The sequence below is a fragment of the Streptomyces aureus genome (assembly GCF_000725495.1).
In the GTDB taxonomy this organism is placed as follows: domain Bacteria; phylum Actinomycetota; class Actinomycetes; order Streptomycetales; family Streptomycetaceae; genus Streptomyces; species Streptomyces aureus_B.
This window is the reverse complement of record NZ_JNZD01000005.1, coordinates 66795-88567: the sequence shown is the minus strand read 5'-3', so window position 1 is coordinate 88567 and position 21773 is coordinate 66795. Positions and strand designations below refer to the sequence as shown.

The window sequence follows — 21773 nt, the reverse complement described above, 5'->3', positions numbered from 1 at the left end:
CCTTGTCCGCCCGTGAACTGGTGGTCCTCGGCACCGCCAGCCAGGTCCCGACCCGGCACCGCAACCACAACGGCTATCTGCTGCGCTGGGACGGCGAGGGTCTCCTCTTCGATCCCGGCGAGGGCACCCAGCGTCAGATGCTGCGGGCCGGCGTCGCGGCGCACGACCTGAACCGCATCTGCGTCACCCACTTCCACGGCGACCACGCGCTCGGGCTCGGCGGGGTGATCCAGCGGATCAACCTCGACCGGGTGCCGCACGAGGTGACCGCGCACTACCCGCTCTCGGGGCAGCACTTCTTCGAGCGGCTGCGGTACGCCACCGCCTACCGCGAGACCGTGCCGCTGACCGAGGTGCCGGTCGCCGAGGACGGCGTCCTCGCGACCACTCCCGCCTACACCCTGGAGGCCCGCAGGCTCTCCCACCCCGTCGAGTCCTTCGGGTACCGGCTGGTCGAGCCGGACGGCCGGCGGATGCTGCCCGAGCGGCTGCGGGAGCTCGGGATCACGGGCCCCGACGTCGGAGTGCTCCAGCGGGAGGGCTCGCTGCGGGGCGTCACCCTGGACGACGTCAGCGAGGTGCGGCGGGGACAGAAGTTCGCGTTCGTCATGGACACCCGGCTGTGCGAGGGCGTGGACGCGCTCGCCGAGGGCTGCGACCTGCTGGTCATCGAGTCGACCTTCCTCGACGGGGACCATCAGCTCGCCGCCGACCACGGTCATCTGACGGCGGGACAGGCGGGCCGGGTGGCCCGGGAGGCAGGGGTGCGGCACCTGGTGCTCACCCACTTCAGCCAGCGCTACCCCGACTCCGGGGCGTTCGAGACCGAGGCCCGTGCCGCGGGCTTCGACGGGGAGCTGACGGTGGCGCAGGACCTGGTGCGGGTGCCGGTCCCCACACGGCACTGAGGACGGCGCGGGCCCCGGCGACGGACAGGTGGTGTTTCGATCCATCGGGGAACGGGCCGTACCATGCTTCGATGTCCCTCCCCAAGGCTGAACTGCACCTGCACATCGAAGGCACCCTCGAACCCGAGCTGGCGTTCGCGCTCGCCGCGCGCAACGGCGTCACGCTGCCGTACGCGGACACGGAGGAGCTGCGCGAGGCGTACCGCTTCGACGACCTCCAGTCCTTCCTGAACCTGTACTACGAGCTCATGGCCGTCCTGCGGACGGAGGCGGACTTCGCCGACCTGGCCGACGCCTACCTCGCCCGCGCGGCCGCGCAGGGCGTGCGGCACGCGGAGATCTTCTTCGACCCGCAGGCGCACATCGTCCGGGGCGTGCCGATGGGGACGGTCGTCGAGGGGCTGTGGCGGGCGCTCGGACGCAGCGAGGAGACCCACGGCGTCTCCACCCGGCTGATCATGTGCTTCCTGCGCGACGAGTCGGCAGAGTCGGCCATGGAGACCCTGGAGGCGGCGAAGCCCCACCTCGACCGCATCACCGGCATCGGTCTGGACTCCGCCGAGGTCGGCCACCCGCCCGTGAAGTTCCGCGCGGTGTACGAGGCCGCCGCCGCGCTCGGACTGCGGCGCGTCGCGCATGCCGGCGAGGAGGGGCCGCCCGCGTACATCACCGAGGCCCTGGACATCCTCGGCGTCGAGCGCGTCGACCACGGGCTGCGCTGCATGGAGGACCCGGAGCTGGTCGAACGGCTGGTCCGGGAACGGGTTCCGCTGACCCTGTGCCCGCTGTCGAACGTCCGGCTGCGCGCGGTCGACGTCCTGACGGAGCACCCGCTGCCCGCCATGATGGACGCCGGTCTGCTGTGCACGGTCAACTCCGACGACCCCGCCTACTTCGGCGGCTACGCCGGCGACAACTTCGACGCCGTGCGCGAGGCCCTCGGTCTCGACCAGGAGCGGCTGCGGGAGCTGGCCCGCAACTCGTTCGAGGCGTCCTTCCTGGACGACGACGAGGACCGCCGCACCCGCTACCTCGCCGAGGTCGAGGCATACGAGTTCGACTGACGGACCGGCCCGGGACGGCGGGGGCGTAGGGCGCCCGCCGGGGCCGCCGTGGTCAGGGGCCGGCCGGGCCCGGTGGGGCGGCTGTGGTGGCGCCCGTGTGGCGGGGGCCCGCCGTGCCGTAGGCCTCCCGCTGGGCGGGCACGCCCTCCAAGGGGATCTCCACCACCGGGATCTCCGCCACGGCGATCTCCACGACGGGGATCTCCGGCACCGGGATCTCCACGGCGCTGGCCTCCGCCACGGGCAGCTCCACGATCTGGGTGGCGTGCCGCGGACGCAGGGCCACCAGCGTCATCGGGACACCGACCAGCAGCAGCCCGGCCGCCAGGACCGTTCCCATCGCCGGGTAGCCCGCCCGGGCCGACAGCAGGCTGCCCGTGAGGGGGCCGCACGCGGTGCCGAGCGAGGAGGCGGAGCCGACGAGGACCGCCCACCGCCCGCGCGGGTCCATGGACGCGGCGAGGCCGATCACGTACGAGAGCACGACCGGGTACACCGTGTTCCAGGTGATCTCGCCCGCCGCGAAGGACGTCAGATCGGTGGCCGCCGCGCTGAGGGCGATGCAGCCGGCTATCAGCGCCGTGCCCGCGCCGATCGGCAGCGCCCGGCCGAGCCGGGGTCCGAGGACGCCCGCGCCGAGGGTCCCGAGCAGCCCCGCACCGAGCGCCACCGCGAAGACCGCGCCGACCTCGACCTCGGTGAGACCGGCCTGGGCCAGCCCGATCCGGCCGCTCACCCCCCACAGGGAGTTCTGCGCGAGGGACCAGAAGAGCATCGCGCCGGCGAGCAGCAGCCCGGGGCGGCGGTGCGGGAGCGGGCCGACGGGGCGCACGGCGTGGGAGGCCGGGGTGCGGGCGGGGAGCCGCCCGGTCAGGGACAGCGCGACCAGCGCCGTGCAGGCGATCGCGGCGAGCGGGTAGCCGTGTCCCGGGCCGAGGTGGGGGATGGTCAGGTACAGCGCGCCGGCGAGGCCGGAGACGCCGAAGAGGCCGAGGGTGGTGACCCGGTGGGGATCGGGCCGGCCGGCGATCCCGGTCGCGGCGACCGTGGTGGCCGTGCCCGAACCGAAGCCGCCGGCCATCGCGCCGCCGACGACGAGGGGCAGGGCCGAGGAGAGCGCCGCGGTGCCGAAGCCGGCGGCCGCGAGGAGCAGCCCGGCGCGGGCGAGCGCGCGCGGGCCGAAGCGGTCGACGCGCGAGGCGAGCAGGAAGCCGGCCGAGGCCGAGCTCAGCAGCAGGAGGCTGCCGACGGCACCGGCCTGGGTGGCCGACAGCGGGAGTCCCGCGTCGAGGCGGCCGACGGTGGTGGGGAGCAGATACGCGGCGAGGTACCCGGCCGTGAAAAGGGCGACGAGGGGCCAGGGCGTGGGGGTGCGGGCGGACACGGGCGTTCCCAGGGCAGGCGAGAGCGGCTCAAGAATGAGGAGGGGGAGGGGCGGCTGTCGACGGACAGGAACGCGCGGGCAATTTGTATCAAGGTGGGGGGTCCGCGAAGAAGGCGTGGCCGTGTGATCTGGAGCACTCTTCGTTTGCGGCGCGGGACGCGGGGTAGAGGCGGCGTTCCCCGCGTGCCGGACGCGGCGGCAAGCCGGATGCCGGGCCGCCCGCCCCGGGCTGTCCGGCGGCGGCCGTGCACGCGTCCGGGCAGGTGGGAGGCCCGAAGGAGCGCCGGGACCGGGCGGCGGACCGCGGCCCGACCGGGACGCGCGGGACGCGCATGTCCGCCTCGGAGGCCAGGGACGCTCCGGCGTGACCCGAGGCCGGGGTGGCCGGTGTGGTGCACACTGGCCAGATCCGGACCACCCCCAGGGAGCACACCGTGATCAACGGCGAGGGACCGTTCCGCCACGCTCATCTCGACCCGCTCGCCGGGCTGCGCACGGCCGACGACCCGCCCTGGGACGTCTATCTGACGGGCACGGTGTTCCTGGACATCATCTTCACCGGCCTCGACTCCGCCCCCGTGCGCGGCACCGAGTCCTGGGCGCGGGGCATGGGGTCGAGCCCCGGCGGCGTCGCCAACATGGCGACCGCCCTCGCCCGGCTGGGCCTGCGGACCTCCCTCGCCGCCGCCTTCGGCGACGACCATTACGGCGAGTACTGCTGGGACGCCCTGGAGCAGGGCGAGCGCATCGATCTGACGCCGTCGCGGACCGTGCCCGGCTGGCACTCCCCGGTCACCGTGTCGATGGCGTACGAGGGCGAACGGACCATGGTCAGCCACGGGCACGAGCCGCCGCCCGAGGAGCCCGCGCCCGCGTGCCCGCCCCGCGCCCGCGCCGCCGTCGCCTCGCTGACCCCCGGAGTCCGCGAGCCCTGGATCGAGCAGGCCGCCGCGAACGGCACCCGGATCTTCGCGGACGTCGGCTGGGACGACACCGGCCGCTGGGACCTTGCGGGACTCGCCGATCTCGCGCACTGCGAGGCGTTCCTGCCGAACGCCGAGGAGGCCATGCGCTACACCCGCGCCGACTGCCCCCGCGCGGCGGCGCACGCGCTGGCGGAGCACGTACCGCTGGCCGTCGTCACCCTCGGCTCCGACGGCGCCTACGCCGTGGACGGGCGCACCGGCGAGAGCGCCGAGGTCCCGGCGATCGCCGTCGAGGCGCTGGACCCCACCGGCGCCGGGGACGTCTTCGTCGCCGGATTCGTCACCGGGACCCTGGCCGGCTGGCCACTGGCCGACCGGCTCGCCTTCGCCGGGCTGACCGCCGCCCTCTCCGTCCAGGAGTTCGGCGGATCGCTGTCGGCGCCCGGCTGGTCGGAGATCGCCGCCTGGTGGCGCCGGGTCCACTCGGTCGCCGGCCAGGACCCGGCGGCGCTGAGCCGGTACGCCTTCCTGGAGGGGCTGCTCCCGGAGGTCACCCGCCCCTGGCCGCTGCGCCGGGCCGTCCCGACGATCGGCTTCGGCCGCTCCGCCTGAGCCCCCGTCCGGCCCGCCCTCAGGTCACGACCTCGTCACCGGAAGAAAAGCCCTACGGGTCCGTGTGCGCCGCGACGTACGCTGGGAACCGCAAGGCTGCCCGTGTGGCAAGCGTGCCGACCGAGGAGGATACGCAGGCCTACAGAGCCGGCCCATGACTCAGACACCCACAGCTCACGGCCCCGTCCAGGGGCAGGCGCGCGCGCACTTCACCGTCCCGGCCAAGCACCCCATGGTGACCGTTCTGGGGTCCGGAGACTCCCTGCTGCGCGTGATCGAGAAGGCCTTCCCGGCGGCCGACATCCACGTCCGGGGAAACGAGATCAGTGCGGTGGGCGACGCCGCTGAAGTCGCGCTCGTCCAGCGCCTGTTCGACGAGATGATGCTGGTGCTCCGCACGGGGCAGCCCATGACGGAGGACGCAGTGGAACGCTCGATCGCCATGCTCAGGGCGAGCGGGAACGGGGAGGGCGACGGCCAGGAGACCCCGGCCGAGGTGCTCACGCAGAACATCCTGTCCTCGCGCGGCCGCACGATCCGCCCCAAGACGCTCAACCAGAAGCGCTACGTCGACGCCATCGACAAGCACACGATCGTGTTCGGCATCGGCCCCGCCGGTACCGGCAAGACGTACCTCGCCATGGCGAAGGCCGTCCAGGCGCTCCAGTCCAAGCAGGTCAACCGGATCATCCTGACCCGCCCGGCGGTCGAGGCCGGCGAGCGGCTGGGCTTCCTGCCCGGCACGCTCTACGAGAAGATCGACCCGTATCTGCGCCCGCTCTACGACGCGCTGCACGACATGCTCGACCCGGACTCGATCCCGCGCCTGATGGCGGCGGGCACGATCGAGGTCGCGCCGCTGGCGTACATGCGCGGCCGCACCCTCAACGACGCCTTCATCATCCTGGACGAGGCCCAGAACACGAGCCCCGAGCAGATGAAGATGTTCCTCACCCGCCTCGGCTTCGACTCGAAGATCGTCATCACGGGTGACGTGACGCAGGTCGACCTCCCGAGCGGCACGAAGTCGGGTCTGCGGCAGGTCCAGGACATCCTGGAGGGGGTCGAGGACGTCCACTTCTCGCGGCTCACGTCCCAGGATGTCGTCCGGCACAAGCTGGTCGGCCGTATCGTCGACGCGTACGAGAAGTACGACAGCGAGAACGGCACCGAGAACGGCTCCCACAAGAGCCGGGGCCACAAGGGGAAGTAGACCAGCACCGCCATGTCGATCGACGTCAACAACGAGTCCGGAACCGAGGTCGACGAGCAGGCGATCCTCGACATCGCCCGCTACGCGCTCGCACGGATGCGCATCCACCCGCTCTCCGAGCTCTCGGTGATCGTCGTGGACACCGACGCCATGGAGCAGCTGCACATCCAGTGGATGGACCTGCCGGGGCCCACGGACGTCATGTCCTTCCCGATGGACGAGCTGCGCCCGCCGTCGAAGGACGACGACGAGCCGCCGCAGGGCCTGCTCGGCGACATCGTGCTCTGCCCCGAGGTCGCCGAGCGCCAGGGCAAGGACGCCCCGACCGAGCACTCCATGGACGAGGAGCTCCAGCTCCTCACCGTCCACGGTGTGCTGCACCTCCTCGGCTACGACCACGAGGAGGCCGACGAGAAGGCCGAGATGTTCGGCCTGCAGGCCGCCATCGTGGACGGCTGGCGCGCGGAGAAGGGCATCACGGGTCCGTCTCCGGCCCCGACCGTGTCATGAGCCCACAGCTTGTCGTCGGTGCCATCGTCCTGGTCGTCGTCGCCTGGCTCGCCGCCTGCGCGGAGGCGGGCCTGGCGCGCGTCTCCAGCTTCCGCGCCGAGGAGGCGGTCCGGGCCGGCCGGCGCGGCAGCGCGAAACTCGTGCAGGTCGCCGCGGACCCGACGCGCTATCTGAACGTGGCGCTCCTGGTCCGCGTCGCCTGCGAGATGGCGGCCGCGGCGCTCGTCGTGTTCGCCTGCCTGAAGGAGTTCGACCGGACCTGGCAGGCCCTCGCGGTCGCCATCGCCGTCATGGTCCTCGTGTCCTACGTCGCGGTCGGGGTCTCGCCGCGCACCATCGGACGCCAGCACCCGCTGAACACGGCGACCGCGGCGGCGTACGTCCTGCTGCCGCTCGCCCGGATCATGGGCCCGATCCCGCCGCTGCTGATCCTCATCGGCAACGCGCTCACCCCCGGCAAGGGCTTCAGGCGCGGCCCGTTCGCCTCCGAGGCGGAGCTGCGGGCGATGGTCGACCTCGCCGAGAAGGAGTCGCTCATCGAGGACGAGGAGCGCCGCATGGTGCACTCCGTCTTCGAGCTCGGCGACACCCTCGTGCGCGAGGTCATGGTGCCCCGTACGGACCTCGTCGTCATCGAGCGGTACAAGACCATCCGGCAGGCCCTCACCCTGGCCCTGCGCTCGGGCTTCTCCCGCATACCCGTCACCGGGGAGAACGAGGACGACATCGTCGGGATCGTCTACCTCAAGGACCTGGCCCGCAAGACGCACATCAGCCGCGACGCCGAGTCCGAGCTGGTGGCCACGGCCATGCGGCCGGCCACGTTCGTGCCCGACACCAAGAACGCCGGTGACCTGCTGCGCGAGATGCAGCAGGAGCGCAACCACGTCGCCGTCGTCATCGACGAGTACGGCGGCACGGCCGGCATCGTCACCATCGAGGACATCCTCGAGGAGATCGTCGGTGAGATCACCGACGAGTACGACCGCGAGCTGCCGCCCGTCCAGGAGCTCGGCGACGACCGCTTCCGGGTGACCGCCCGCCTCGACATCACCGACCTCGGCGAGCTGTACGGCTTCGAGGCCTACGACGACGAGGACGTGGAGACCGTCGGCGGACTGCTCGCCAAGGCCCTGGGCCGGGTCCCCATCGCCGGGGCCTCCTCGGCCGTCGAACTGCCCGACGGACGCGAACTGCGGCTCACCGCGGAGGCCGCCGCCGGCCGCCGGAACAAGATCGTCACGGTGCTCGTCGAGCCGGTCGGCCCGGCCGGGCCCCCGCCGGAGGAGAAGCCGGAGTGACCCCGCAGCAGCTGCGCGCGTTCTGCCTGTCCTTCAACGCGGCCGTCGAGGACTTCCCCTTCAACCCCGAGACCTCGGTCTTCAAGGTGCTGGGCAAGCTCTTCGCACTGTCGAACCTGGACGGGCGCCCGCTCACGGTCAACCTCAAGTGCGACCCGCAGGACGCGATCCGGCTGCGCGAGCAGCACCCGGGGCTGATCGTCCCCGGCTATCACATGAACAAGCGGCACTGGAACACGGTGACCGTCGACGGCGAGCTCCCGGACCGTCTGGTCCGGGAGCTGGTCGAGGATTCCTACGATCTCGTCGTGGCCGGGCTGCCCCGGGCCGAGCGGCTGCGCCTCGACCGCCCCTGACCGGGCGCGGCCCGGCGCCGCTCCTCAGCGGGTGCGCGCCGCGCCCCGCCGTCCGAGCCCCACGGCGACCAGGGCCGCCGCCGCGAGCACGATCGCCGCGTCCAGGGCGAGGACCGTGTGGACGCCGCTCAGCAGGTCGTCCGAGGTGGTCGCGAGGACCCCGAGGAGCGGGATGCCGACGGTGATGCCCACCTGCTGGGTGGAGGTCACCAGGCCGGTGGCCAGGCCCTGCTCCTCGTCGGGGACGCCCGAGGTGACGGTCAGGCCGTACGAGATGATCGCGCCCAGGTGGAACATGCTGGCCAGCGACACCCCGGTGACGGCGATCCACACGGACCAGACGTGCGCGTTCAGCAGCAGCATCCCCGCCACCAGCAGACCCTGGCCCGCGAGCGAGCCGGCCAGGGTGCGCCGGGCGCCGAAGCGGCCGATGACCTTCGGGGCGTACATCCCGGCGACGGCCGACAGCGCGCCCTGCACCCCGAAGACCAGACCCGTCTCGAAGGCGGAGAGGCCGAGCGTCTCCTGGAGGTAGAGGGTCAGCACGAAGACGACCGTCGACATCATCGAGAAGGTGACCAGGCCGCCCAGGTTGCCCCAGGCCACGGTGGGACGGCGCAGCATCCGCAGGCTGACGAGCGGGGCGTGGGCGCGGGACTCGATCCGGACGAAGGCACCGAGCAGCAGCACGCCCAGGGCGAGCGTCGTGACGACGTCCGCGCCGCCGAAGCCGCGCTCGGCCGCCGTCGACAGGGCGTAGATCAGGGCCAGCAGGCCGCCGGTGACGGTGACCGCGCCGGGGACGTCCAGGCGGGGGCCGCCCCCGGCGCCGTCCACGGCCGTGTGCCGGGCCTCGGTGGCGGGCAGCAGCGTGACGGCGAGCGGCAGCACGACCAGCGCGAACAGCGACAGCAGGCCCATCGTCGAACGCCAGCCCAGCACGTCGGTCAGGACGCCGCCCGCCACCATGCCGACCGTGAAGCCGAGCGACAGGAGCGTGCCGGAGATGCCGAGCGCGCGGTCACGGGCCGGACCCTCGGGGAACGTCGTGGTCAGCAGCGACATGCCGGTCGGCACGATCGCCGCCGCGGCGAGCCCCTGGAGGGCCCGTCCGGCCAGGAAGGCCGCCGGGTCCCAGGCGAGCGTGGCGAGCAGGGAGGCCGCCCCGAACAGGGTCAGCCCGGCGAGGAAGAGCCCCCGGCGGCCGAACAGGTCGCCGATCCGGCCGAAGAGGAGCAGGAAGCCGCCGGAGGGCAGCGCGAACGCGGTGACCGCCCACTGGAGCGCGGACGGGCTCATCCCCAGGTCTTTGCCGAGCACGGGCAGCGCCACGTTCAGGACGGAGAAGTCCAGCGCGACCATGAACTGGGCGGCGCACAGCACGAAGAGCACGAGGGCGTCGCGACGCGGCAGCCGGCCGGCCCCCGAGCCGCCCTGGGTCTCGGCCCGGGGGCCGTTCGTGGTGGCCGGATCGATGCCCGGCAGGCCGTCGCCGGGGGTGCGGGTGGTGGACTCGGTGGTCGTCTGCGTGGTCATGGGAAGAGCGTGCGGCGGCCGGAATATCCGTGGGGAGCCGGAACTTATGCTGGTGGCCGCACCACCAGTCACCGAAGGGGGAGACACGTGACGGAGGAGGCGCCGAGGGCCGGGCGACGCCCGGAGTTGCGCGAGTTCCTGATGAGCCGGCGGGCACGGGTGTCACCGGCCGAGGCGGGGCTCCCGGACGGCGGCGCCCGGCGCCGCACCCCGGGGCTGCGCCGCGAGGAGGTCGCCGTTCTCGCGGGCGTGGGCGCCTCCTGGTACCAGTGGCTGGAACAGGGGCGGGACATCTCCGTGTCGCCGCAGGTCCTCGACTCCGTCGCCCGGGTGCTCAGGCTCAGCAACACCGAGCGCCGTCATCTGTACTCGCTCGCCGGACTCAACCCTCCCGCTCCCGAAGTCGCCCCGGGGAACCGGGACATGTGCGACGGGCTGCGGCGGCTCATCGACACGTGGATGCCGTACCCGGCGCACATCATGGACCCGTACTACAACTGCGTCATGTACAACGACGCGGCCGCGGTGGTCCTCGGCATGCGCCCCGAGAACACCCAGAACTGCATCGTCGACTTCTTCACCGACCCGCTGTACCGCGGCCGTTCACGCACCTGGGAGCGCAACGCCCGTACCGTCGTGGCCCAGTTCAGGGCCTCGTGCGCGGCCGCGCCGGACGACGAGGGCTTCCGCGAGCTGCTGGCCGAACTGACCGGGGCCAGCGAGGAGTTCGCCCGGCTGTGGGAACGCAGGGACATCGAGGACGCCGGGCAGATCCGCAAGGAGCTCGACCATCCGCTGGTGGGACTGCTGGCCGTGGAGTCCACCGCGATGAAGGTGCCGGTCCGGCCCGACCTCACGATCGTGCTGCACACACCGCTGCCGGAGGAGAACACGGCCGCCAAGCTGGAGTGGCTCGCCTCGCCGGAGGGGCGCCGCGGCTCGATGTACCCGGTGGCGGGGTGACCCTTCGGCGGGGGACGGCGCCGGCACTTCGTATGCTCTGGTCATGACCGACAGCAGCGCGCTCGACCCCGAGGACCGCAAGATCGTCACCCTGGCCCGTTCCGCACGGGCCCGCAACGGCGTGCCCGAGGGCGCGGCCGTACGCGACGAGACGGGGCGTACGTACGTCGCCGGGACCGTGGAACTCGCCTCCCTGCGGCTGAGTGCCCTGCAGACGGCCGTGGCGATGGCCGTGGCGTCCGGGGCGAAGTCCCTGGAGGCGGCGGCCGTGGTGTCCGAGGCCGGAGCCGTCGCCGACGCGGACCGCGCGGCCGTACGGGATCTCGCCGGGCCCGCGACGCCGGTGCTGCTGGCCGGCCCCGACGGCGCGGTGCACACGACGGTGACCGCGGGCTGAGCACACGCGTGTGACCCGGGGGCGGGACCGGATCCCTCCCCCGGGCCGGGGCTCCCTCAGAAGCCGAGCTTGCGCAGCTGCCGGGGGTCGCGCTGCCAGTCCTTGGCGACCTTCACATGGAGGTCGAGGAAGACCGGGGTGCCCAGCAGGGCCTCGATCTGCTTGCGGGACTTGATGCCGACGTCCTTCAGGCGCTTGCCCTTGGGGCCGATGATGATCCCCTTCTGGCTGGGGCGCTCGATGTAGACGAAGGCGTGGATGTCCAGGAGCGGCTTGTCCGCGGGACGGTCCTCGCGCGGCAGCATCTCCTCCACCACGACCGCGATGGAGTGCGGGAGCTCGTCCCGGACGCCCTCCAGCGCGGCCTCGCGGATCAGCTCCGCGATCATGACCTGCTCCGGCTCGTCCGTCAGGTCGCCCTCCGGGTAGAGGGCGGGCCCCTCCGGCAGCAGCGGGACGATCAGGTCGGCCAGCAGGCCCACCTGCTTGTCCGCGACCGCCGACACCGGGACGATCTCCGCCCACTCGAAGCCGAGCTCCCGGCCGAGCTGGTCGATCGCGATGAGCTGCTCGGCGAGCGTCTTGCTGTCGACGAGGTCGGTCTTGGTGATGATCGCGATCTTCGGCGTCTTCTTGATCGACGCCAGTTCCTTCGCGATGAAACGGTCACCCGGGCCGAGCTTCTCGTTCGCGGGCAGACAGAAGCCGATCACGTCGACCTCCGCCCAGGTGGTGCGGACGATGTCGTTGAGCCGCTCGCCCAGCAGGGTGCGCGGCTTGTGCAGCCCGGGGGTGTCCACCAGGATCAGCTGGGCGTCCGGCCGGTGCACGATGCCGCGCACGGTGTGCCGCGTGGTCTGCGGCTGGTTCGCGGTGATCGCGACCTTCTGGCCGACCAGAGCGTTCGTCAGGGTGGACTTGCCCGCGTTGGGACGGCCCACGAAACAGGCGAAGCCGGCACGGTGGGGCTCCACCGCGTCGAGGGCGCCGGAGGAGCCCCTGTCCTCGGACGGCTCGGATGACTGGTTGCGAACGCTCATGGCGCCCATTGTCCCTGATCGTCGGGCGCCCGCCGTACCAAGGTGGCCGACACCACGGGCGCCGTCGCCCCCGCATCCATGAAGCGGTCGTTCCGCTTCTCCCGTCCGGGGTGTCCCGGGCGCGGGGCCGGCCGCCCGCACCGTGAGGAATCGGAAATCGGGGCGCAATGAAACACATCGGAAACGTCCGCGTGCGCAACCGGAAACGCACGCCGACGACGCTCTGACGACGCCCTCCCCGTGCCCCCACTCCGTTGGAGAGACCGTGACCCTGGCCGCTTCCCGGATCGACACCGGCGACACCGCCTGGCTGCTCGCCGCCACCGCGCTCGTCCTCCTGATGACCCCCGGTCTCGCCCTGTTCTACGGGGGCATGGTCCGCGCGAAGAGCGTGCTCAACATGCTGATGATGAGCTTCGTCTCGATCGCCCTGGTCACGGTGGTGTGGCTGACCGCCGGGTACTCCCTCGCGTTCGGCCCGGACGCGTTCGGCGGGCTGGTGGGCGGTCTCGAGCACGCCGGGATGGCCGGGATCGGTCCCGACAGCGTCCAGGGGAGCGTCCCCACCCTGCTGTTCGCGACCTTCCAGCTCACCTTCGCGATCATCACCGCCGCGCTGATCAGCGGGGCCGTCGCCGACCGGGTGAAGTTCGGGGCCTGGCTCGTGTTCGTGCCCGTCTGGGCACTGCTCGTATACGTTCCCGTCGCCCACTGGGTGTGGGGCCCGGGCGGCTGGATCCACGACGGTCTCGGCGCGCTCGACTTCGCGGGCGGCATGCCGGTCGAGATCGCCTCGGGCGCCTCCGGGCTCGCGCTGTGCCTGGTGCTCGGACCGCGGCTCGGCTTCAAGAAGGACGCCATGCGGCCGCACAACCTCCCGATGGTCGTGCTCGGCGCCGGTCTCCTGTGGTTCGGCTGGTTCGGCTTCAACGCCGGGTCCGCCCTCGGCGCGAACGGTCTGGCCGCCGCGGCCTTCCTCAACACCCTCGCGGCCGGCTGCACCGGCCTGCTCGGCTGGCTCCTGGTCGAGCAGCGCCGCGACGGCCACCCGACGACCCTCGGCGCGGCCTCCGGCGCCGTCGCGGGCCTGGTGGCCATCACCCCGTCGTGCGGCGTGGTGTCCCTGCTGGGCGCGCTCGTCGTCGGGCTCGCCGCCGGCGTGGTCTGCTCCTACGCCGTGGGCTGGAAGTTCCGGTTCGACTACGACGACTCGCTGGACGTCGTCGGCGTCCACCTGGTCGGCGGGATCATCGGCACGCTGCTCATCGGCGTCTTCGCCGTCCACACGATGACCGGCGGTGCCGAGGGGCTGCTGTACGGCGGAGGGCTCGGACAGCTCGGCCGGCAGCTGGTGGGCGTGCTGGCCGTCGGACTGTACGCGTTCGGCGCCACGTACGGCATCGGCACCGCGATCGACCGGTTCCTGGGGATGCGCGCGGACGAGGAGCACGAGCGGACCGGCCTGGACCTTACGGTGCACGCCGAGAGCGCCTACGATCACGGGGTCCTGGGCCACGGCGCCCCGGTGTCCTCGTCCCTCCCCGTCGCGCAGAAGGCCAAGCCGCAGGCATGAAACTCATCACCGCGATCGTCAAGCCCCACCGCCTCGACGAGGTCAAGGGCTCCCTCCAGGCGCTCGGTGTGCACGGGATGACCGTCACCGAGGCCAGCGGCTACGGGCGGCAGCGTGGCCACACCGAGGTGTACCGCGGCGCCGAGTACCAGGTCGACCTGGTCCCCAAGGTCCGGATCGAGGTCGTCGTCGAGGACGCGGAGGCCGACGAGGTCATCGACGCCGTGGTCAGGGCCGCGCAGACCGGGAAGATCGGGGACGGAAAGGTGTGGTCCGTACCCGTGGAGACGGTCGTACGGGTACGGACGGGCGAACGCGGGCCCGACGCGCTCTGAGGGCCACCACGGCGGCGGCGACCAGGGCCGCCGCCAGGACGGCCGCAAGCCAGGGAAGGGCGAGGAACGACACGCTCGCCGACTCCTTCGTGCCCGCGGCGCTGGCCGTCAGCGTCACCCTGCCCCGGTCGAGCTGGGGCGACCCGTGCCAGGGCGCGGTGAGCCGCACCCGCTGGCCCGGCAGCAGTTCCGAGGGGATGCCCGCGAGGTCGCGGGAGAGCAGGGTGCGCCCGAAGAGGCCCTCGGCCCGCAGCCGCACCTTCGGGTTCAGCGTCACGTTGCCCGTGTTGTGCAGCGTGTACGAGACGGTGGCCGTGGCGGCGCCGGTACCGGGGATCAGCGGCTGGTGGCGGGTGAGGCGGACCTTCTCCACCGCGAGGGCGGGGACCGTGGGCCCGCCGACCCTGAGGTAGACCCGGGCCGCGACCGCGCGCCGCACCCCGACCGAGAGGGAGCCCGAGCCCGTCTCGATCCGTTCGTCGAGCGCCACCAGGGCGCCCGGATGATCGCCCGGCTCCGCCCGCTGCGGCACCCGCAGCGTGAACGGCACCGTGACCGTGCCGTGCGCGGGAACGGTGATCCGCGTGCGCCCGGGCCGGGCCCAGGCCCCCACCCCGCGCTGCTTCTCCGCCAGGGTGCGCACGGCGAAACCGCCGTCCCGGGCGGTGTTGTAGGCGTCGGCCGCGTACAGCCGGAACGTCAGCGGGCCACCGGTCTTGTTGGCGACGGTGACCTTGTCCCGGAGGGTCTGGCCGGGATCGGCGGAGAGGTAGAAGTAGGGCCGCGCGGCGATGCGCGAGGAGACCGGGTAGACCGACCAGCTGCCGTTGTCGGCCGCGTACGCGGGCGCGGCCAGGAGGGCCGGGAGGGCGAGCAGGACCGGGAACACGCTCAGGAGGAGGGCGTACGGCTTGCGCATGGGTGCGGACCCCCGCGGACGGCTTCGCCGACGGGCGGCTGCCGTGGTGACAGGCGCCGTCGTGACGGACGCTGTGGTGACGGACTCGGTGGGGAGGGGTGCTGTGTGGACGGGCGGGTGCGCGCCCGGCCACGGGGTGCGGAAGACCGGTCGAAGGGCGGACCGGTCAGCTGAGCGTCAGCGTGAGCACACCGGAGTACGAGCCGGGAGGCGTGAACGCCGGTACGTTCAGCGACAGTCCGGCGTCGACGGTGAACTCACCACCGGTGACGCCCCCGTTGGGGGTGGACGCCAGGGTCGCTCCCGAGGTGCCGACCGTGCCGGACGAGCCGGCCTGGCAGGTGCTCGGGCTGCCGGCCTTGGTCGCGCAGGCCGGGGTCCAGCTCAGGGCACCGGCGTCGATCTTCGCGCCGGGGCCGGTGAAGTCGGTGACCTTGCCGGTCAGGGACCAGCCCGCGGGGCCGCCGCGGAAGTCCTTGACCGTCACCGTCTGCAGGGAGCCCGTGGAGGCGCCGCCCTTGCCGTAGTCCACCGACGACAGTGCGACGGCGTCCCCGGCCTGGGTCATCGACAGCGTTCCCGCCTTCACCGTGGTGGTCAGCTTCTGACTGCCGGCGGGGACGGGGGTGTTGTCGATGACGACGTACGCGGCCGGACCGGCCCCGGTGTCCGGGTTCCAGCTTCCTCCCTCGTACGCGACCACGCCGGTCGTCGTCTTGTCGTTGACGACGAGCGAGCCGCTGACCGAGCCCTGGGAGTCCGCGGTCACGGTCGCCGTGTCGGCGGTCTGGGTGGCCCCGGACCGTCCGGCGAGGGTGACGCTCGCGCCCGGGGTGAAGCCGCTGCCGGTGACGGTCACGCTGTCACCGGGGTTCCCTGAGGCCGAACCGAGCTGGATGGCCCGGGTGTTGGTCTGTCCGCCGGTCGCGGTGACCGTCTCCGACACCGGGGCGGGCGGATTGGTGACCGTGCACGGGGTGTCCAGCTCCATGATGTAGCTGGTGTGGATGTTGTAGTCGCCGGGCGACAGAGTGATCGCGCCGGGCGCGGTCACGGTGAACGTCCCGGTCATGCTGAACGACGGGAAGGCGCCCTTGGCCGGCACCGGGTCGTTCTTCTTCGGACCGGCGACGGTGACGCTTCCGGTCTGGGCCCCGCCCAGCGCGACCTTGCCGGTGGGCGTCATGATGTCGGCCGGCAGCGCGAGATCGACGGGGTTGCTCGCGGCGGGTGTGACCACCGTGTACGTCACGGTGACCGTGTCGCCGACCTTGGGACTCGCGTTGTCCACCGTGATCTTCGCGGTGGTGGTGCCGTCGATCGGCGGGAGGCCCGCGATCGCCGGCGGGATGCAGTGCGTGGCGAAGTCCACGTTCACGGGTGCGGCTCCGGCCGGGGCGGCCAGCGCGCCCCCGGCGGTGAGCGCGAGCACGGTCGCCCCGAGAAGGGCCGCGACGCGGCGTCTTCGGGTTGTCGGACCCTTGGTTGACATGGTTGGTGCCCCCTCCTGAGGGATGCGGGCGCAGCGGCTCGTCTGCGCCGCCAGGGGGACATTGATGTGCCGGTCGTGTGAGAAGTCAATGGAGTCCCGGCGCACTGACTGATGGCCCATCAGGTTCTGTCATGGTCGGCGGCCGGGCCGCACGCGGCGGAAGCGTCGTCGTGCCGGAGGCCCGGGGAAGCCCGGAGAGGTCCGGAGGGGGCCCGGGGAGGCCGCGGGGTGTCGGGCCGGTGCCGCTGCGCGCGGGCGGCACCGGCCCTCCTCACGTCAGGGCGCGGCGGTTCAGTCGAAGACGAACGGGCCCGGGGACTGCGGCGCGTCCGCCGTACAGGTGATCGTGATGCCGAAGATGGTCATCTTCAGGGAGCCGCCGTAGAACTCCAGGCTGTCGCCGGAGGCGACGGTGCCGTCGAGGGGGCCGACCGAGACCCCGCTGCCGGTGGCCATCGCGGGGTTCTTCCTGCCGCTGAAGGCCGTGGTCCCGCCGTTCGCGTTCACCATGGACAGGGTCGAGGTGACCGAGTTCGCGGCGATCGGGATCGGGGCCGTGATGGCGGTGGAGCTGAGGGTGACGGTCGCGGCCGTGCCGTCCTGCGTGGCCGTGAGCGTGGCCGCACCGCCGCCGCCGATGGTGCAGGTCGCGGTGACGGTGGCGGTCTGGGGAGTGACCGCCGCGGCGGCCGGCGCGAAGGCCAGTCCGGTCGCGGCGAGAGTGCCGGCGGCTAACGCCGACAGTGTTGCGAGTCGCGTGCCTCTCATCGAAATCCCTTCCCTGGTGGGGGAATTGCCATGTGGGGATGGTCGGGACGGAGCAGTGGGCCCGGGTCCGGGCACACGGGCTTCTCACCTCTGTGCCGGTGAGGGTGCGGGGAGACGTGTACGCGGACCGTCCGCTCGTGGGGGTGCGGGACGCCGTGCGGAGGCGTGACCGACGGTCCGTCGGAATGTGCGGCTCCATTGAGGCGCGGGCGCCTCACGATTGCAAGGGAAGGGAGCCCTTTCCTTCAACGGTCGTGAAAAGTGGCCGAAGTTGGCTCCCGGGCGCCGGAGGCCGCCGGTGGTCCGGCGCCCGGGAGGGCCGTCCGCTCAGTCCACTCCCCTGATCCGCACCACCAGGAGTGCCCCGGCCAGACCGATCACCGCGGCGAGCAGGTACAGGACCCGGTAGCCGCCCAGGTAGGTGACGACCGGGGCCGCCAGGACGGGGGCCGCGACCTGGGGGAGGGCGTTGGCGATGTTGATGACGCCGAGGTCCTTCCCGCGGTCGAGGGCCGTCGGCAGGACGTCGGTCATCAGGGCGAAGTCGACGGAGGTGAAGACGCCGAAGCCGATGCCGAGGACGGCCGCGGCGGCGATCGCGCCGGGCCAGGTCTGCCAGCAGGCCAGGCCCGCCGTGGCCACCGCCATCAGGACGCCGGACCAGATGACGAACGGCTTGCGCCGCCCCAGCCGGTCCGACCAGATCCCGCCCACCACGACGGTGGCCAGCAGCGTGATCCCGTTCACCGCGGTGAGGACGAGGACACCCTGCTCGGGGTCGTCGAGACGCAGCCGGTCCCGCAGGTAGTAGAGCAGGTACAGCAGCACCAGGGCGTTGCTGAGGTTGATCAGGAAGCGGGTCAGCCAGGCCCAGGCGAGGTCGGGGTGCTCGCGCGGACTCAGCCGGAAGGAGGTGAGGAATTCCCGCCCCGACCAGGGCGGCCGGGCGGACACCGGAAGCCGCAGGTCCTCATGGCGCAGGACGTACGGCAGGACTCCCACGAGGGTGAACACCGCGCAGGCCGCGTACCCGCCGCCGGTGCCCCCGGCCGCCGTCGCGAGCCCGGTGCCGCCCACCACGCCGAGGATCTGCGCCGCGCCCAGCCAGCCGCCCACGCTGCCGCGCTGGAGCCGCGGCACCCGGTCGGGGACGGCCGCGGTGACGGCGGCGAACGCGGCGTTCAGGGTCAGCTGGACCAGGCACCAGCCCGCCGCCATCGTCCACACCCCGCCCGCGCCCGCGAGGAGCAGCAGGGACAGCGCCCCGCCGGCCGCTCCGGCCACGATCCACGGCGTGCGCCGGCCCCACCGCGCGGTCGTCCGGTCGGACAGCGCGCCGAAGAGCGGGTTGGCGACGAGCGAGACGACCGCGCCCGCGCCCGTCACCCAGGCCAGCATCGTCTCCTTGGACATGCCGGAGCCGGGCGCGAAGTCCTCCGCCTGGGAGGCGAGCAGGATCTGGAGCGGGCCGTACCAGCCCACCCAGATCGCCCCGTTGGCGAGCGAGAGCGCGGAGGTCCAGCCCCGGCCGACCCGCTCGACGGGCTCGGCGAGCGCCGAGACGGGCGGGGCGGCGTCGGCGGCGGTCATCTCTGCGCCCGCAGGGCGTCCCGCAGCCAGGCGTAGGAGGCCTTCGGGGTCCGCTCCAGGGTCTCGTAGTCGACGTGCACGAGACCGAAGCGGCGCTGGTAGCCCTCCGCCCACTCGAAGTTGTCCATCAGCGACCAGACGAAGTAGCCGCGGACGTCGACACCCTGTTCCAGCGCCCGGTGCAGGGCCCGGACGTGACCGTCGAGGAAGGCGATCCGCTCCTGGTCGTCGACGCCTTCGTAACTGCAGCCGTTCTCGGTGATGACGACGGGCGGGAGCCGGTCGCCGTAGCGCTCGCGGAAGCCGGTGAGCAGCTCGGTGAGCCCCTCGGGCACCACCGCCCAGCCGAAGTCGGTTCTCGGGTAGCCCTCCAGCTCCTTGACGGTGAAGGGCAGTTCGGCGGGCAGGGTCAGTCCGCCGAACTCGATCTCCGCGCCCTCGGGGGCGCCCACGCCGGTCGGCTGGTAGTAGTTGATCCCGTACCAGTCGACCGGCTCGCCGATGATCTTCAGGTCCGCCTCGACGTCACCGGGCATCAGCTCCGCGATGCCGTCGGGGTAGCGGCCCAGCAGGACGGGGTCGGCGAAGAGCCGGTTGAGCAGGAGGTCGTAGAAGTCGGCCGCCTCCACGTCCTCGGTGCGCTCCGAGGCGGCCCAGGTCGGTCCGTGGGAGTTGGCTATCCCGATGTCGTCGGCCCCGGCCGCGCGCAGCGCCCGTACGGCCAGACCGTGGGCGAGGAGCTGGTGGTGGGCCACCGGCAGGGCGTCGAACAGGAGCTGCTTCCCGGGGGCGTGCGCGCCGAGCGCGTGCCCGAGCAGGGTGTGCTCGGCGGGCTCGTTGAGGGTGATCCACTTCTTGACCCGGTCGCCGAGGCGTTCCGCGACGACCGAGGTGTACGCGGCGAACCGCTCGGCGGTGTCCCGGTCCGCCCAGTCCAGCTCGGCCGGCAGGTCCCAGTGGAAGAGGGTCGGCACGGGCCGGACGCCGGCCGCGCACAGCGCGTCGACCAGGCGGTCGTAGAAGTCGAGGCCGCCGGGGGAGTTCACCCGGGGCCAGGAGACCGAGAAGCGGTAAGCGTCCACCCCGAGGTCCTTCAGGAGTGCCACGTCCTCGGGGTAGCGGTGGTAGTGGTCGCAGGCCACCGCCGCCGTGGAACCGTCCTTGACGTGCCCGGGCACGGCCGTGAAGGCGTCCCACACCGAGGGGCCGCGCAGATCGACGGCCCCCTCGATCTGGTGGGCCGAGGTGGACACGCCCCAGAGGAAGCCGGAGGGGAACTGCGGGAGTGGGTTCGTCGCCATGCGCGATCATCCGTACCTGCGGTAACGGAAGTCAACGGTTCCGCGTGAACCCGCGCCGGGGCAGGCCCTCAGGCCCCCTCCTTCAGCACGCGGGAGACCAGTTCGCGCTGGGCGTCGGTGAGGTGCGGGTCGGCCGCGCGGACCGTCGTGCCGTCCACCGTGATCTCGTAGTGGAAGCCGTCCGGGACACCGGCCGGGTGGGTGTCTCCTTCGGTGGCGAGCACCCGTTCGGCCAGGGCGTGCCACTCGGCCGCGTCGGGCCGTGCCGAGGTGTCCACCTCGGCACGGCGCTCGATGCCCGCGAACCCGCCCGTACGCCGTACCTCGATCCGCATGGGTCCCCTCTCGTACGACTCGGGTGCCCGGGTCAGTCGGACGTCACTCCGACCTCTTCCCAGGCCTTCGTCACGGCCTGAAGTTCCTCCCCCTCGTTGTACCGGGTCCGCGCCGCGGCGAGCGTGAGCCGCGCGAAGTCGGAGAACAGGGCCTGCTGCGGCAGTTCCCCGCCCGTCAGCACGTCGTACCAGATCTGCCCGGCCCGCTCCCACGCGTGACCGCCGAGCGCCTGGGCGACGAGGTAGAAGGCGTGGTTGGGGATGCCGGAGTTGATGTGGACCCCGCCGTTGTCCCGGCCGGTGCGGACGTAGCCGTCCATGGTCCCGGGCTGCGGGTCCTTGCCGAGCACGTCGTCGTCGTACGCGGTGCCGGGCGCCTTCATGGAGCGCAGGGCGGTGCCGGTCACCCGCGGGGCGAGCAGCCCGGCGCCGATCAGCCAGTCGGCCTCGCCGGCGGTCTGGCCGAGCGCGTACTGCTTGATCAGCGAGCCGAAGACGTCCGACATCGACTCGTTCAGGGCGCCCGGCTGGCCGAAGTAGGTGAGGTTCGCCGTGTACTGGGTGACGCCGTGGGTCAGTTCGTGGCCGATGACGTCGACCGGGATGGTGAAGTCGAGGAAGATCTCGCCGTCGCCGTCGCCGAACACCATCTGCTCGCCGTTCCAGAAGGCGTTGTTGTAGTGCGTGTCGTAGTGCACGGTCGCGTCCAGAGGCAGGCCGTCGCCGTTGATCGAGGTGCGTCCGTAGGCCTTCAGATAGAGGTCGAAGGTCGCGCCGAGGCCGGTGTACGCGCGGTTGACGGTGGCGTCCTTGCCCGGCTTGTCGCCCTCTCCGCGGACCTTCCGGCCGGGCAGGTCCTGGTGGTGACGGGCGTCGTAGATCGTGCGGTGCGGCGCGGGGTCGCCGGTCCCCGTGGGCGCGGCGACGACGGTGGTCAGCCGGCGGTGGGTGCGCTCGTACGCGTCGCGCTCCAGGGTCTGGCGCGCGGGACCGGAGAGCGCGGGGTCCTCGTGCCGGGCGATCCGGTCGAGGACGTGGGGCGGAACGATGGTGCAGTGGACGGGCTCGAAGCCCCCGTTGGTCTTCATGCCCGGCACCCTTGCACTGAGTGACGTCGATGTCACTACGTGCAACCATGATTGGTGAAATGGGGGGATAAGGAGCCGAGGATTCCGCCCGGAAGTGGTATGGCGCACTTTTTGTCCCTTTCGGGGGGTGCGATCCCGCATACTGATACAGCCCTCCGCACG

General features: G+C 72.5%; 21 protein-coding genes. 11 read left to right on the top strand and 10 right to left on the bottom strand.

Translation table 11 applies throughout. The features are described 5' to 3' along the window. The first annotated feature begins 2 nt into the window (after positions 1-2). Positions 3-908 (top strand): ribonuclease Z, encoded by a 906-nt coding sequence (locus tag IO36_RS10405; protein ID WP_037618728.1) that lies wholly within the window; start codon positions 3-5, stop codon positions 906-908. A 71-nt stretch (positions 909-979) separates the two neighbouring features. Next, positions 980-1972 (top strand): adenosine deaminase, encoded by a 993-nt coding sequence (locus IO36_RS10400; RefSeq protein ID WP_037618727.1) that lies wholly within the window; start codon positions 980-982, stop codon positions 1970-1972. A gap of 52 nt (positions 1973-2024) precedes the next feature. On the opposite strand, the gene IO36_RS10395 is transcribed toward IO36_RS10400, so the two are convergent. Further along, entirely contained in the window at positions 2025-3356 is a 1332-nt protein-coding gene (locus tag IO36_RS10395; protein WP_037618726.1) for an MFS transporter, read from the bottom strand. 434 nt (positions 3357-3790) lie between these two features. On the opposite strand from IO36_RS10395, the gene IO36_RS10390 reads away from it, so the two are divergent. From IO36_RS10390 to IO36_RS10370, 5 genes are all read left to right on the top strand, one after another. Next, the gene (locus IO36_RS10390; RefSeq protein WP_245173231.1) at positions 3791-4894 is read left to right on the top strand and encodes a carbohydrate kinase family protein; all 1104 of its coding nucleotides are present in this window, start codon (positions 3791-3793) and stop codon (positions 4892-4894) included. A 154-nt stretch (positions 4895-5048) separates the two neighbouring features. Beyond that, a complete protein-coding gene (locus tag IO36_RS10385) occupies positions 5049-6107 on the top strand; it encodes a PhoH family protein (RefSeq protein ID WP_051900291.1) in 1059 nt (352 codons plus the stop codon). 12 nt (positions 6108-6119) lie between these two features. Continuing rightward, on the top strand, positions 6120-6617 hold the full coding sequence (gene ybeY, locus IO36_RS10380) for an rRNA maturation RNase YbeY (protein ID WP_037618724.1): 498 nt from the start codon (positions 6120-6122) through the stop codon (positions 6615-6617). Then, complete coding sequence (locus IO36_RS10375) at positions 6614-7918, top strand: hemolysin family protein (protein ID WP_037618722.1); 1305 nt, start codon at positions 6614-6616, stop codon at positions 7916-7918. Before ybeY ends, IO36_RS10375 begins: the two co-directional genes overlap by 4 nt. Further along, a complete protein-coding gene (locus tag IO36_RS10370; protein WP_037618721.1) occupies positions 7915-8274 on the top strand; it encodes an MmcQ/YjbR family DNA-binding protein in 360 nt (119 codons plus the stop codon). The genes IO36_RS10375 and IO36_RS10370 overlap by 4 nt, the downstream gene beginning before the upstream one ends. A 24-nt stretch (positions 8275-8298) precedes the next feature. On the opposite strand, the gene IO36_RS10365 is transcribed toward IO36_RS10370, so the two are convergent. Further along, positions 8299-9810: an MFS transporter gene (locus tag IO36_RS10365; RefSeq protein ID WP_078943110.1), complete on the bottom strand. Its 1512-nt coding sequence runs from the start codon at positions 9808-9810 to the stop codon at positions 8299-8301. A 141-nt stretch (positions 9811-9951) separates the two neighbouring features. Between IO36_RS10365 and IO36_RS10360 the strand changes: the two genes are divergently transcribed. Continuing rightward, positions 9952-10773, top strand: a complete 822-nt coding sequence (locus IO36_RS10360; RefSeq protein WP_107065690.1) for a helix-turn-helix transcriptional regulator — start codon at positions 9952-9954, stop codon at positions 10771-10773. A 43-nt stretch (positions 10774-10816) separates the two neighbouring features. Further along, positions 10817-11170, top strand: coding sequence for a cytidine/deoxycytidylate deaminase family protein (locus IO36_RS10355; protein WP_037618718.1), 354 nt, complete (start codon positions 10817-10819; stop codon positions 11168-11170). Between the two features lie 56 nt (positions 11171-11226). On the opposite strand, the gene era is transcribed toward IO36_RS10355, so the two are convergent. Beyond that, positions 11227-12219 (bottom strand): GTPase Era, encoded by a 993-nt coding sequence (gene era, locus IO36_RS10350; protein WP_037618717.1) that lies wholly within the window; start codon positions 12217-12219, stop codon positions 11227-11229. A 256-nt stretch (positions 12220-12475) separates the two neighbouring features. Between era and IO36_RS10345 the strand changes: the two genes are divergently transcribed. After that, a complete protein-coding gene (locus IO36_RS10345; protein WP_037618715.1) occupies positions 12476-13783 on the top strand; it encodes an ammonium transporter in 1308 nt (435 codons plus the stop codon). Continuing rightward, a complete protein-coding gene (locus tag IO36_RS10340) occupies positions 13780-14118 on the top strand; it encodes a P-II family nitrogen regulator (RefSeq protein ID WP_037618714.1) in 339 nt (112 codons plus the stop codon). Before IO36_RS10345 ends, IO36_RS10340 begins: the two co-directional genes overlap by 4 nt. Here IO36_RS10340 and IO36_RS10335 read toward each other — a convergent pair. From IO36_RS10335 to IO36_RS10305, 7 genes are all read right to left on the bottom strand, one after another. Beyond that, positions 14012-15037, bottom strand: a complete 1026-nt coding sequence (locus tag IO36_RS10335; protein WP_037618713.1) for a WxL protein peptidoglycan domain-containing protein — start codon at positions 15035-15037, stop codon at positions 14012-14014. The two genes, IO36_RS10340 and IO36_RS10335, sit on opposite strands and share 107 nt — an antisense overlap. Before the next feature lie 166 nt (positions 15038-15203). Beyond that, positions 15204-16529, bottom strand: coding sequence for a beta-xylosidase (locus IO36_RS10330; protein WP_051900290.1), 1326 nt, complete (start codon positions 16527-16529; stop codon positions 15204-15206). A 291-nt stretch (positions 16530-16820) separates the two neighbouring features. Further along, positions 16821-17297 carry a hypothetical protein gene (locus tag IO36_RS10325; RefSeq protein WP_037618711.1) on the bottom strand — a complete coding sequence of 159 codons (477 nt, stop codon included), beginning with the start codon at positions 17295-17297 and terminating at the stop codon, positions 16821-16823. Positions 17298-17624: 327 nt separating this feature from the next. Beyond that, complete coding sequence (locus tag IO36_RS10320; RefSeq protein WP_037618710.1) at positions 17625-18887, bottom strand: MFS transporter; 1263 nt, start codon at positions 18885-18887, stop codon at positions 17625-17627. After that, the gene (locus IO36_RS10315) at positions 18884-20188 is read right to left on the bottom strand and encodes a GH1 family beta-glucosidase (RefSeq protein ID WP_037618709.1); all 1305 of its coding nucleotides are present in this window, start codon (positions 20186-20188) and stop codon (positions 18884-18886) included. The genes IO36_RS10320 and IO36_RS10315 overlap by 4 nt, the downstream gene beginning before the upstream one ends. A 68-nt stretch (positions 20189-20256) precedes the next feature. Beyond that, positions 20257-20523 (bottom strand): protealysin inhibitor emfourin, encoded by a 267-nt coding sequence (locus tag IO36_RS10310; RefSeq protein WP_037618708.1) that lies wholly within the window; start codon positions 20521-20523, stop codon positions 20257-20259. Positions 20524-20555: 32 nt separating this feature from the next. After that, positions 20556-21611: a M4 family metallopeptidase gene (locus tag IO36_RS10305; protein WP_037618707.1), complete on the bottom strand. Its 1056-nt coding sequence runs from the start codon at positions 21609-21611 to the stop codon at positions 20556-20558. Positions 21612-21773: the final 162 nt, after the last annotated feature.

Coding starts and splice junctions, on each gene's coding strand:
- IO36_RS10315 (WP_037618709.1), bottom strand. CDS start 20,188: ATGGCGACGAACCCACTCCCGCAGTTCCCCTCCGGCTTCCTCTGGGGC.
- IO36_RS10305 (WP_037618707.1), bottom strand. CDS start 21,611: ATGAAGACCAACGGGGGCTTCGAGCCCGTCCACTGCACCATCGTTCCG.
- IO36_RS10340 (WP_037618714.1), top strand. CDS start 13,780: ATGAAACTCATCACCGCGATCGTCAAGCCCCACCGCCTCGACGAGGTC.
- ybeY (WP_037618724.1), top strand. CDS start 6,120: ATGTCGATCGACGTCAACAACGAGTCCGGAACCGAGGTCGACGAGCAG.
- IO36_RS10310 (WP_037618708.1), bottom strand. CDS start 20,523: ATGCGGATCGAGGTACGGCGTACGGGCGGGTTCGCGGGCATCGAGCGC.
- IO36_RS10355 (WP_037618718.1), top strand. CDS start 10,817: ATGACCGACAGCAGCGCGCTCGACCCCGAGGACCGCAAGATCGTCACC.
- IO36_RS10320 (WP_037618710.1), bottom strand. CDS start 18,887: ATGACCGCCGCCGACGCCGCCCCGCCCGTCTCGGCGCTCGCCGAGCCC.
- IO36_RS10335 (WP_037618713.1), bottom strand. CDS start 15,037: ATGCGCAAGCCGTACGCCCTCCTCCTGAGCGTGTTCCCGGTCCTGCTC.
- IO36_RS10400 (WP_037618727.1), top strand. CDS start 980: ATGTCCCTCCCCAAGGCTGAACTGCACCTGCACATCGAAGGCACCCTC.
- IO36_RS10375 (WP_037618722.1), top strand. CDS start 6,614: ATGAGCCCACAGCTTGTCGTCGGTGCCATCGTCCTGGTCGTCGTCGCC.
- era (WP_037618717.1), bottom strand. CDS start 12,219: ATGGGCGCCATGAGCGTTCGCAACCAGTCATCCGAGCCGTCCGAGGAC.
- IO36_RS10385 (WP_051900291.1), top strand. CDS start 5,049: ATGACTCAGACACCCACAGCTCACGGCCCCGTCCAGGGGCAGGCGCGC.
- IO36_RS10325 (WP_037618711.1), bottom strand. CDS start 17,297: ATGAGAGGCACGCGACTCGCAACACTGTCGGCGTTAGCCGCCGGCACT.
- IO36_RS10365 (WP_078943110.1), bottom strand. CDS start 9,810: ATGACCACGCAGACGACCACCGAGTCCACCACCCGCACCCCCGGCGAC.
- IO36_RS10360 (WP_107065690.1), top strand. CDS start 9,952: ATGAGCCGGCGGGCACGGGTGTCACCGGCCGAGGCGGGGCTCCCGGAC.
- IO36_RS10330 (WP_051900290.1), bottom strand. CDS start 16,529: ATGTCAACCAAGGGTCCGACAACCCGAAGACGCCGCGTCGCGGCCCTT.